Here is a 12,397-nt window from a genome sequence, read left to right as displayed (position 1 = left end):
CCGCCCCGGAGCCTCCCGCCGGGCCTCCCGCCGATTACGGCGCGCTGGTGGAGGAGGGCCTTCGCGTGCACGGCGCGGGCGGGAGCTATTTCGCGGCGCGGGGCGTCCCGCAGCGGCTCTGCGAGAAGTACAGCCTCTGGCAGGACGGGGAGCGCGCCTGGATGCCGGTGAAGGCAGGCGGGCGCTGGGCCTGCTACTGCGCGCGCGCCCTGCGGGAGGAGACGGTCCCGCGCTATAAGAACAGCCCGGGCGCGATGGAGCTTTTCGGCGGGGACTATCTCGCCGGGGAGGGGGAGGGAAGGGCCCTCTTCATCACCGAGGCGATCTTCGACGCGCTGTCGGTGGAGGCGTGCGGCTACGGGGCGCTCGCGCTCTGCGGCGCGGGCAACACGCGCAAATTCCTGTCGCTCTGCGCGGCGAATCCCTCCGCCGCCAGCTCCTACACCTTTTTCGCGGCGGGGGACAGCGACGAGGCGGGCAGGCGGATGAACGCGGCGGTCAGGGAGGGGCTTGCGGAGCTGGGGATCTCCTGCGGCGAGGTGGAGTGGCCGGAGGGGGTCAAGGACGCGAACGAACTGCTCCTGCGCGACCCCGACGCGCTGCGCGGCCTGCTCGACGCGGCGGCCAACGCCGACCGGTACGAATACGAGCGGCAGAACGCCGCCTCCGCGGTCGGGGAGCTGCTCGACCTGTCGGTCAAACGGGCGAGCCGCAGCGCGGTGCCGACAGGATTCCCGGCGCTCGACGACCTGCTTGACGGGGGACTTTATGCGGGGCTCTACATCATCGGGGCGATCTCCTCCCTCGGGAAGACCTCCTACCTGCTCCAGATCGCGGACAGCATCGCGGCGGCGGGCACCGACGTGCTCTATTTTTCCCTCGAGATGTCCAAGCTCGAGCTGATGGCCAAGAGCATCTCCCGCATCAGCTACCGGCTCGACCCGTCCGCCGAGCGGGCCGACGCGTTCACGGCGCGGCAGGTGCTGCGGCTCGACCTCGGCATGGACGAGCGGCGCGCCGCGCTGCTGTCCGCCGCGGTGGAGGAATACAAAAGGACGGGGGAGCGCCTCTATTATAGGGAGGGGCTCATGGACATCGGCGTGCAGGAGATCCGCGCGGCGGTGCTTGAACACATCCGCCTGCGGGGGCGGCGGCCGGTCGTCTTTGTGGACTACCTGCAAATCCTCAAGCCCTCCGACCCGCGCGCCACCGACAAGCAAAACACCGACCGCGCGGTCGTCGAGCTCAAACGGATCAGCCGCGACTTCGACATTCCCGTCTTCGCGGTCAGCAGCTTCAACCGCGAAAACTACCGCAACGCCGTGTCGATGGAGGCGTTCAAGGAGTCGGGCGCGGTGGAGTATTCGTCCGACGTGCTCTTCGGGCTCCAGCTGGCCGGGGCGGGGGAGCAGGGGTTCGACGTGAACGCCGCCAAGGCGCGCAGCCCGCGCGCCGTCGAGCTCGTCATGCTCAAGAACCGCAACGGCGTGCCCTACGCGAAAATCGAGTACGCCTACAACGCGAAGTTCAGCTACTTCGGCGAGGGCAGGCGGACGGCGCGGTAGTGTTTGACAAAATGTGAAAGAATAATGGAGAAATGGTTACAAAATGGTTACAAAATGGATTGACTTTCAAACAGCAACGGTCTATACTGGAAAATAACGAGGAAATGGCTGGAGAGTAGTTTCCTGTGTTAAAACTGAAATTCAAAATTTAGGAGGAGATTTACCGATGAAAAAGTTACTGGCGGTCGTTCTGGCTGCGGTCATGGCTCTTTCTCTCGGCGTTGTCGCGTTCGCGGCTGACGATGAAGTCGTCATCTATCTGAACGAGGCGTTCCTGGTCGATGGCGCTAAAGTTGCTGGCTCCAATGAAGTTGAGCCCGACAATACTCTTTATTTCGCTCTGCCGACCGTATTTGATGTCCCGGATCCTGATGGCGGCGAAGACCCGGTTGAGGTTGATCTCGGAATCGACCCGGATTTCACCAACAAGGACCTTTACAAGGTGAAATTTGACAAAGGCGACGACAACACCAAGATGATCTCCAAGATGAGCCTGTCTGAGAAGAAGATCGATGGCGAGCGTGGCCCTTGGCTGAAGGTCGAGATCAAAGCTGACTATACCGACAGCGAGTATAAGATTGCTCCGTCCGTCACCATCACCCTCAAAGAAGACATGACTGTTGATGGCGTTGATGTCAAGAGTGGCTTCAAAATCACCTATCAGGTTGGCAAATATTACATTTCCAACACTGAGAACTCTGCGGATCAGGACTACTCCGCTGGCGACGGCGGCGTCATCCTGAAGCCCACCAAGAACGAGGACAACGAAATCACCTGGGAAGATGAGAACAACACCATCGCGACCCTGAAGTTCGTCGGCGACGACGACGGCAAGTACTTCTTCCCGAAGCTGTCCACCAAGTGGGAAGACGCGGACTATGCGGAGTACTTCGCTGATCAGGACGCGTTCATCTTCAACTTCGTTGCTTCTTCTGCTGGCAAGACCAAGATCGCTTCCACCAGCCGCGCGACCCTCGAGCTCTACAACCCGTACTACGATGCGGACGAGGATGAGCTGACGGTTGAGCCTGAGGATGTTGTGATCTACATGGTCGGTGAGGACGGTGCACTGAATGACGTTACCGCTTCCTTCAAGCCGGTTGAGAACGACGACGGCGACTATGTTTTCCAGACCAAGACCCGTGAGCTCGGCGTCTACATCATCGCTGAGAAGCCCTACACGACTGCTGTCGAGGCTCCCGCTGATGATGACACTGTGAAGGACGTTCCGAACACCGGCCTGTTCTAATCTAACGGATTTCTGGTATTCCAGCCCCGCGAGCGGCTCTCCACGCTCGCGGGGTATTTTTGCGCCCTTTTCAATACCAAGTGTATAGAGCCCACAAAGAAATTACAAAATGGTAACATTTTAGAGAAAGAAGTTACAAAATGGTTACAAAATTGCTTGACTTTTCCTCCTGACTGCTCTATACTAGGATTCAACAGGGAAATGGCTGGAGAGTGTTTCCTGTGTTAAAACTGAAATTCAAAATTTAGGAGGAGATTTACCGATGAAAAAGTTACTGGCGGTCGTTCTGGCTGCGGTGCTGGCTCTGTCCCTCGGCGTTGTCTCGTTCGCGGCTGATGCAGACGCGGTGTTTACTCTTACGACTGATGGCGCTGTTGCGGGCATCCGTGGAGAGAATGAGATGGATCCTGATGATGACGTTTTCTTCGCGTTCCCGGAAGACATCAAAGCTACCGTCACCATTGGCAGCGGCGACACCGCTGAAGAGGTTGAATTCACCTTTGACAAAGAGGACTTTACCGACAAGAACCTCTATAAAGTCAAATATGACAAAGGCGACGACAACACCAAGATGATCTCGAAGATCGTGCTGTCCGAGGACAAAAAGGGCGAGGACAATTCCCGCGGCCCGTGGCTCAAGGTTTCCGTCAAGCCGGTCTACGATGACACCGAGTATAAGATTGCCCCGTCCGTCACCCTGACCACCAAAGAGGACATCACGACTGAGGCAGGCAAGACTCTGCCTGCTGGCTTCAAGCTCCAGTTCAACTGCGAGAAGGTCTATATCAACAACGTGGTTGAGGACGCTGATAGGGATTATTCCGCCGGTACCGGCGGCGTTGTCCTGAAGCCCGCGAAGAACGACGACAACGAAATCACTTGGGAAGATGAGAACAACACCATTGCGGTTCTGAAGTTTGCCGGCGACGACAACCAGACCAAGTTCTTCCCGAAGCTGTCCACCAAGTGGGAAGATGCGGACTATGCGGAGTACTTCGCTGATCAGGACGCGTTCATCTTCAACTTTGTCGGCTCTGCTGCTGGCAAGACCAAGATCTCTTCCACCAGCCGCGCGACCCTCGAGCTCTACAACCCGTACTACGATGCGGACGAGGACGAGTACACCGTTGATCCTGAGAACTGCGTTGTCTACCAGGTTGGCGACGACGGCTCCATCAACGACGTTACCGCTTCCTTCAAGATCGTTGAGAACGAGGACGGCGACACCGTGTTCCAGACCAAGACCCGTGAGCTCGGCGTTTACATCATCGCTGAGAAGCCCTACACCACCGCTGTGGAAGACGTTGAGACTCCCGACGATGGCAAGGCGATCCCGGACACTGGCATCTGGGCCTAATCCATCAATCTGATTTTTAAATCATATTGATCCGCAGCCCCGCGAACGACTCTCCACGTTCGCGGGGCTTTTTTATGCAAAAATGGCCGCAAACAGAGATTTTACAGTAAATGGTAAAATAATTACAAACAGGTAACAAATATTTTTGAAAAGTTACAAATTGGTTACAAAAACGCTTGACATTGCCAGCGGCACACGCTATAATTGGAAACAGTTAAGGGAGCGGTTGGAGGACCCTTCCTCAACATGGCATTTTAAAACTGATTTTTAAGGAGGAAACTTACCAATGAAAAAGGTACTTTCTTTGGTGCTGGCGCTGGCTTGCGTGCTGAGCCTCTCCGTGGTTTCGTTCGCGGCTGCGGGCGTCAATGTTTATGACGGCGACGGCGAGTTGGTTGACGATCTGAGCTATGACATGGGAGATCATGTTATCAAAGGCGATCCCGTTGAGCCCGCTTCTACTTTCTATGTTAAGCTGGCCGCTGACATGGATTCGAAGATGCTTAATGATGGAGACCAGAATGACTTCACCCTTGAAGACATGGTTGACACCAAGAACTTTAAGTTCGATGTCGATAAGGATGCTGGTTCCAAGCTGATTTCCAAGATTTCTGTTGTTGAGGATAAGAAGCTGGGCGATATGACCAGAACCGCTTACCTGAAGTTTGAGCTGAAGGATGTCACCGATACCGACGAGCACAAATCGACCGGTACGATCACCTTTAAGGCGAAGAACTACAAGCTGGAGAATTGCAAGCCGGGTTCCAAAACGGAAACCAGCGGCGCGGGTGCTTCCAAGTGGGAAGATGATGTTGAGATTTCCATCAAGTACAACCTCTGGATCAGCAACGTGAAGCAGGGCAACGACGATAACCCGGACGTCGGCGACCGTGTCTACATGGATCCCGACAAGAACGACACCAACACCCTGATCTGGGGCGACGACCGTGCGGCCCTCAAGTTCGAGGCCGATGACGATGCGAAGAAGTTCTACGCGCGTCTGTCCACCTCCAACATGAGCGACATCTATGCCGAGTACGGCGATCCCGTCGACGCCGACCTGTGGTTCTATGACTTTGTTGGTCATCCGACCGTTCCCGCGACCTCCAAGGCCACTCTGACCCTTGGTATTCCGTGGGATGACGACGACGACTACACCCCCGATCCGGAGAACTGCTTCATCTATGAGCTGGATGCCGACGGCTACCTGGTCGACGTGACCTCGAAGTTCACCTACTCCGAGGATGACGAGGAGATCCCGGGCTGGTCCATCCGTACCCGTCAGCTGGGCACCTACATCGTCTCGGACACCGAGCTCGATGTGGCCGTTGACGAGCCGGAGACCTCCGAGCCTGCCGACGACGTTGAGACCCCGAGCACCGGCAAAGACATCCCGAACACCGGTTCCAGCGACATGGTCAACGTGGCGATCGTCGCCGCCGTTGTTTCCCTGGCTGCTGCTGGCGCTGTTGCGTTCCGCAAAGTGAAATAATCTGATTTTTCAGATATTTCAGACAGAGAGATAAAATGATCCCCGCCGGCTGCCTCCACAGCCGGCGGGATAATTTTTGCCCCGCCTTTTCCGCCGCGCGGAGCGGTTGACAAACCCGTCCAAAAATGCTATCATAATCTCACTGCGCAGGTATGGTGTAATGGCAACACTTCTGCTTCCCAAGCAGACAACGCGGGTTCGATCCCCGTTACCTGCTCCAAAGAAAAGGGCCGCCGTGTGGCGGCCTTTTTTCTTTGGCAAGCATAACGAGGGATCGAACAGGCCGGCGCGCCGCAGCGCGCGAAAAACAGCCCGGTGGGCTGTTTTTCAGGCCGCGGGTAGATCCCCGTTACCTGCTCCAAAAATCCCGTTTAAGCAACTTTGCTTAAACGGGATTTTTTCATAGGGGGATGATCCCCCTCTTGACGTCGGTTTTCTCCGCTGTCAGCTCTGAAAACCTCCTGTCACCCCCTTAGGGGAAAGCGGCAGATGCCTTCCAGCCTGCCGCTGGATACGTCCCCCGCGCCCCGAAAGCCCCGCCCCGGGATTTCCCGGGGCGGGGCTTTTTTACGTTTCCGTGTTCCTCCTGTTTTTCCCTGTCGAAAAATATGGTATACTGGAGGTGCACGAATCCGCCCTGAATTTGCCACTGATTGGGCGGAAGGCCGCGGGCGGTCGCCCGAGGGAAACGCCGCCGCGCGGCCCAATAAGCCCTGCCGCATGCTGCGCGGCTGTTATAAGGGTCCGGGGAAACGTTCCTGAACGTTCCCCCGGGAAGGAGGTACTCCCATGAAACAGAAGAAATGGCTGATCCCGGCGATCGTCGGCGTCATCATCCTGGCGGCGGCGGGCGCGGCGTTTCTGCTCTCGCGGCCGACGGGGGATATGGTGATGGCGTCGGTGGAGATCGGCGCGACCCAGAAGACCGATATGGGGCTCGCGGCGGACAGCTCCTTTACGATCACAACGGGCTGGCGGGTGTCGCGGGAGGAGCTGCGCGCGATGCTGGACATCGAGCCGGACATCGGCGACTATACGATCGGCGGAAGCGGCAAAAACTGGACGCTGGTGCCCGGCGTGCCGCTCACCGACAACACCGTCTATACGATCCGCGTGATCAATCCGGAGACAAAGGCGGTGGTGCAGTCGTTCGCCTTCCAGACGAAGAGCGACCTCGCGGTCAGCGGGGTCTACCCGCGCGACGGCGCGAGCTATGTGCCGCTCGAGGCGGGGATCGAATTCACCTTCAACGCGCCGGGCGTGAACCTGAAGGACCACTTCGAGATCAAGCCGGAGACGGCGGGCAGCTTTGAGACGAACGACTACACCGTCGTCTTCCGCCCGGAGGAACCGCTCTCGCCCGGCAGCATCTACCGGGTGACCGTCAAGGCGGGGCTGACCGCGCCGGGCGGCATGAGCCTCAAGGAGGACCTGCACTTCTCCTTCGAGACGACGGGGGAGGAGGCCGACCGCTGGGACTACATGCGCCTGCGGCTGGCGGGGGACTACGCCGAGACCTTCCTGCCCGGCGACCCGCTGACGGTGGCGCTCTACGCGGGCGACGACATGACCGGGCTGCCCTTCGACGTCTCGCTGCACCGCTACGCGGACATCAGCGGCTTCATCAGGGAGCAGCGGGACCGCGACGCGTTCTATGCCGAACGGTACGGCGAAAAGACCGACTATGTGGCCAACACGACCGGCCTGGAGGAGATCGCCTCCTTCACGGGGGAGCTTCTGCCGGCGGACGAATACGGCGGCGAGCTCTACGCGCCGCTTCCGGACGGCCTTGAGGAGGGCTGCTACATCGCGACGATCTCGGGCAAGGACCGGGAGGGCAACGAGCAGTTCGTCCAGAAGCTCCTGCAAATCTGCAATTTGAGCGTCTATGTCCAGTCGGTCGACGGGGACACCCTCGTGTGGGTGAACGATCCGGTCACGGGCGGGCCGCTTTCGGGCGCGGTGCTCGAGTGGGAGGACGCGGAGAGCGGCCAGACCCGCACCGCCACGACGATGGCGGACGGCACCGCCCGCGTCATGACCGGCGGGACGGAGGACGCCTACCTGTCGGTCATCCGGGACGCGCGGACGGTCTACTTTGAAAAGACGGGCCTGTCGGCGCGGGAGGACGCGCCGCTCAACGAAAAATTCTACACCGCGCTCTACACCGACCGCGAGATCTACCAGCCGGACGACGCCGTCCGGTTCTGGGGCGTGGTCAGGCCGCGCACGGGCACGCAGGGATTGCCGCAGGTTTTGTGGGCGACGCTCGGGCAGTACGGCCCCGAGTCGGAGATCCTCCGCGTACGGGTCCCGGTGGCGGCGGACGGCACCTTTGAGGGGAGCATGCCGCTGCAGGGGATCCGGCAGGACTGGTACGCCTTCTCGGTCACCGACGGGGACGAGGGGGTCTACACCTCCAAGGGCTTTTCGATCGAGCGGTACCAGAAGCCCGCCTACAAAATCACCGTAACGCCCGACAGGGACTATTACTATGCGACCGACCCGGTCACCTTCACGATCGAGGCGAGCTACTACGACGGGACCCCGCTTTCGGGCGGGGAGCTCACCTTCAGCGGCGACTATATGGGCAGCTCCGGCCCCGACGGGCTCGGCCGGACGGTCATCCGGCTCGACGAGCAGGGCCGCGCGGCCCACACGACCAAGCTCAACCTCGCCCAGATGCGCCAGGACCGGCAGTCCGCGCTCGACTGGGCGCCCCTGTCCCTCTGGTACACGGTGGACAACTCGGGCAGGGAGGACGGCGGCTACTTCTACGAGTCGGGCGCGATCACCGTGCTGCCCTCGCGGATCGCGGCCAAGACCGAACGCGACGGGGCCACCGGCGACGTCACGGTGCGGACCGCGTCGCTCGATCCCTCCCGGCTCTCCCAGGGGGGCACCGCCCGCCCGCTCGCCCGCGCCGTCTATGAGGACGAGTTCGACCGGCTGGCGGGGGTTCCCGCCGACCTGCCCGTCACCCTGACGGTGCATGAGATCACCTACGCCAAGGTCCCCACGGGCAGCTATTACGACTACGTCAACAAGCGCACCGTCACCAGCTACCGCTACGAGCGCGGCGAACGGGTGGTGGACACGCTGCGCGGCGGCACGTCGGGCGGCAGCGCGGTCTTCACCGGGCTTTCCGCCTACGCCGGCGGCGGCGAGACCTTCTACTGGTTCGAGGCGCAGTTCGACGGCGGCGTCGCCGGCACGGTGGCGGACAGCCTCCGCGGCAGGATCGCCTATCCGCGCGCGGACGGCGGCGTCAGCTACACCTTCGTGGACGGCGGCGACCCGCATGCCAACGACCCGGCGGACGACCCGATCACGCTCGGGCTCTACGCCAACGGCGTGAAAGCGGAAAACCGGGGCCGCATCCTCTACACCGCCATGCAGCGCAAAACGCTTGAGGCGGGGGTCACCGACGGGGATGAGATCAGCCTGACGATGAAGGAGGAGTACCTCCCCAACGTCTACTTCGCGGGCGCGTATTTCGACGGGCGGCACGTCTACCCGATCGACCCGCACAACGTCTCCTACGACTACAGCGGCAAGGAGCTCTCCCTGACCGTCACGTCCGACAGGGAGGCCTACCGGCCGGGCGACACGGCGGAGATCACCCTCGCGGCCGCGGACGCCGCCGGGAACCCCGTCTCCGGCTCGGCCGTCGTGGGGGTCGTGGACGAGGCGGTCTTCGCGCTCGCCGGCCAGACGGTCGACCTGGCGGGCCAGCTCTACGGGAGCATCTACCACCCCTATGTGCGCCAGGCGGTCTCCTACCGCGCCTACGACGAGAGCGGGAAGGCGGTCCCCAACACCGCCGCGGCCGAAGGGGCCGCGGACACGGGCGGCGGCGGGGGCGGCGCCTACCTGCGCAGGGAGTTCCTCGACACCGCCGCCTTCCAGACGGCGCAGCTTGGCGCGGACGGGAAGGCGGTCCTCTCGGTGAAGCTCCCCGACAACGTGACCTCCTGGCGGATCACCGCGCTGGCGGTCACCCCCGACCTCAAGGCGGGGAACGTCGCCTCCCGGGCGGTGGCGACGCTGCCCTTCCATCTGACCGCCGTCGTGACCGACAGCTACCTTGCGGGGGACGACCTCTCGATGTCGGTGGCCGCCGCCGGCGCCGGCATCCAGTCGGGGGACGCCGTCTCCTACACGGCGGTCATCCTCGACGGGACGGGCGCGGAGGTCGACCGGCTGACCGGAACCGGCCGCGCGTCCGACTACACCCCCTTCAACTTCGGAAAATACGAGGCGGGCAGCTACGCGGTCCGCTTTGAGGCGGAATGCGGGTCCTATTCCGACGCGCTCCAGAAGGAATTCTCGGTTGTGGAGGAGGGGCTCGCCGTCCCGGTCGTGCGGAACCTCCCGCTCTCGGAGATCGGCTCGCTGGAGCCGGCGCGCTACCCGGTGCGGCTCACCGTCTATGACGAGCGGATGAAGCCCTATATGGAGGGCCTCCAGCGGCTGACCGCCCAGGACGGGGAGCGCACCGAGCTGCTGGTCGCGGCCTACCGCGCCCGCGCCGCGGCAAACGAGCTGCTCGACCCGGAGGACCGGGAGACGATCCGCAAGGATTACCGGCTGGAATCGCTCCAGGAGGGCGGCGGCGTCAAGCCGCTGCCGCTCGCGCAGGGGGACGCGGCCGTGACGGCCAAGATGCTCGTCGTGGCCCCCGAGCTGCTGAACAAGGCGGACGCCGTCGCGTTCCTGCACCAGAAGCTCGCGGACGCGGCCTCCACCCCCGACGACCGCGTGATGTCCTACCTCGGCCTCGCGGCGGCGGGTGAACCGGTGCTGCTCGACATCTCCCGGATGCTCGAGCGGGAGGCCGCGTCGCTCACCGCCTCCCAGCGGCTCTACCTCGGCGCGGCGCTCGCACAGCTCGGCGACTTTACCGGCGCGGACGCGATCTATGAATCGCTCGGCGAACAGCTCGTCAGCGAGGGCGGGGTCAAATATGTCGAGGCGGGCGGCTCGCTCGACGACCGCATCCGGAACACGGCGGCGGCGCTGCTGCTCACCTCGGTGGCCTCCCACCCCGACGCGGACCCGCTCATGCGCTTTTTGAACGGCGCGGACACCGACCGCGCCCGGTCGGAGGTGCTCCCGAACCTCGAACAGCTCGCCTATATCGAGCACTTCAAGCTCCCGGCGGGGGAGAGCGCGGCAAAGTTCAGCGTCACGCTGGACGGCGAACGGCGGGAGATCTCCCTCGCGGGCAGGGGCTGCAAATCCTTCTCGCTGGGCGCGCGGGCGCTCGCGGAGGCGGACTTCTCGGGAAGCAGGGACCTCTATGCCTGCGCCGCCTACACCGCGCGCACCGCGGACGCGGGCGCCGCGACGGGCAGGCTCAGGGTCGAAAAGACCTACACCCCGGTCGGCGCGGACGCCCTTGCGCGCGCGGGCGTCGCGCGGGTCGACATCCGCGTCACCTTCGCGCCCGACGCGCCCGACGGCTGCTACACGGTCACCGACCTCATCCCGGCGGGCATGCGCTACCTGCCCGCCCAGGGCCGCCAGTATTCGGGCGATTGGACGTGGGGCAGCGTGGAGAACGAGGCCCAGACGGTCAACGGCTACATCTACCGCGACCGCGAAAGCTGGGAGCGGGAACAGCGGGAGCTGGCGGCCGGGGAGGCCGACCCCGGCTATTTCGACGAGGAGCCGGAGGCGGATGACGGTTCGCGGGGGAAGGTCATCCCCTCGAGCGACGGCGCCGCGGCGGGGGAGGACCCCGACGTCTGCACCCTGACCTACTATGTCAGCATGCCGCTGTCCGGGAATTTCGTCTCGGAGAGCGTCTATGTCACGCCGCACACCGAGGGCCTCGCGGCCAGGTCGGCGCGCGGAACGATCGAAATCCGGTGACGCCGCGCCGGGGCCGGGAAAGCTCCCGGCCCCGGCGCGATGCATAGAGTCCGGAGAAGGAGGAGAAAACCTGTGAAAAAATGGAGCTGTATCCTGTGCGCCGTCCTGCTGGCGGCGCAGCTCGCCGCCTGCGGCGCGCCGGCGGAACCCGCGCCCGAGGTCTCGAGCGTCCCCGAGGCTTCCAGCGTCCCCGAAGCTTCGAGTGTTCCCGAGGCTTCGAGCGTCCCCGAGGTCTCGAGCGCCCCTGAGGCTTCCAGCGTCCCCGAGGTTTCGAGCGTCCCTGAGGCTTCGAGCGTCCCCGAGGTCTCGAGCGTCCCCGAGGTCTCGAGCGCCCCTGAGGCTTCCAGCGTCCCCGAGGCCCCGAGCGCCCCCGAGGTTCCCAGCGCGCCCGAAGCCGCGCCCGCGGCGGAGGTTTCGAGCGCGGCGGAGGCCGCGCCGGTGAGCGAAGCCGCCAAGCCGTCGGACAGCGCGGCGGATGAAGAGAAGGAGGAAGAGGACGAGGAGGCGGCGTGGCTGCTCGACCGCGCCAAGCGGGAGATCAAAAAGGTTGGCTATAAGGTGGTGGACGGCGACGACGATTTTAATAAGACCTTCCTGAAGGTGAAGGTCAAGGCGGGCGACCGGATGGCGGGCCTGCGGGAGATCATCGACAAGGTGACCTACCGGCAGATGCAGTTTGTGCCGCCTCCGGGGGTGGAGCCCATCACGGGCAACTCGCTGCAAATCGAGGAGCCGCCGCGCGAGCTCCAGGTTTCGATCAAGAAGTCGGGCAGCTCCTATACGATCTACTATAAATACCAGAAATAGCCGGGGAGCTTCCCCGCGAAAGAAAGGCGGCCGCCCGTGGGGCGGCCGCC

6 protein-coding genes and 1 tRNA gene are annotated in these 12,397 nt (G+C 62.8%); all 7 read left to right on the top strand.

Translation table 11 applies throughout. The annotated features are described in order from the left end of the window. A partial coding sequence (locus RDM88_RS08570; protein WP_308754444.1) for a DnaB-like helicase C-terminal domain-containing protein occupies positions 1-1,565 on the top strand: 1,565 nt, incomplete at its 5' end. A 166-nt stretch (positions 1,566-1,731) separates the two neighbouring features. Continuing rightward, a complete protein-coding gene (locus tag RDM88_RS08565) occupies positions 1,732-2,814 on the top strand; it encodes a hypothetical protein (RefSeq protein ID WP_308754443.1) in 1,083 nt (360 codons plus the stop codon). 262 nt (positions 2,815-3,076) lie between these two features. Further along, positions 3,077-4,171, top strand: a complete 1,095-nt coding sequence (locus RDM88_RS08560; protein ID WP_308754442.1) for a hypothetical protein — start codon at positions 3,077-3,079, stop codon at positions 4,169-4,171. Between the two features lie 286 nt (positions 4,172-4,457). Continuing rightward, positions 4,458-5,663: an LPXTG cell wall anchor domain-containing protein gene (locus RDM88_RS08555; RefSeq protein ID WP_308754441.1), complete on the top strand. Its 1,206-nt coding sequence runs from the start codon at positions 4,458-4,460 to the stop codon at positions 5,661-5,663. A gap of 146 nt (positions 5,664-5,809) precedes the next feature. Then, positions 5,810-5,883, top strand: a tRNA-Gly gene (locus RDM88_RS08550). Between the two features lie 569 nt (positions 5,884-6,452). Beyond that, on the top strand, positions 6,453-11,540 hold the full coding sequence (locus RDM88_RS08545; RefSeq protein WP_308754440.1) for an Ig-like domain-containing protein: 5,088 nt from the start codon (positions 6,453-6,455) through the stop codon (positions 11,538-11,540). A 72-nt stretch (positions 11,541-11,612) separates the two neighbouring features. Next, complete coding sequence (locus RDM88_RS08540) at positions 11,613-12,347, top strand: hypothetical protein (RefSeq protein ID WP_308754439.1); 735 nt, start codon at positions 11,613-11,615, stop codon at positions 12,345-12,347. Positions 12,348-12,397 lie beyond the last annotated feature (50 nt).

Source organism: uncultured Anaerotruncus sp., assembly GCF_902490045.1.
Lineage (GTDB): Bacteria > Bacillota > Clostridia > Oscillospirales > Ruminococcaceae > Anaerotruncus.
Note: the sequence above shows the minus strand (reverse complement) of the source record. Positions and strands in the feature narration are given on the sequence as shown.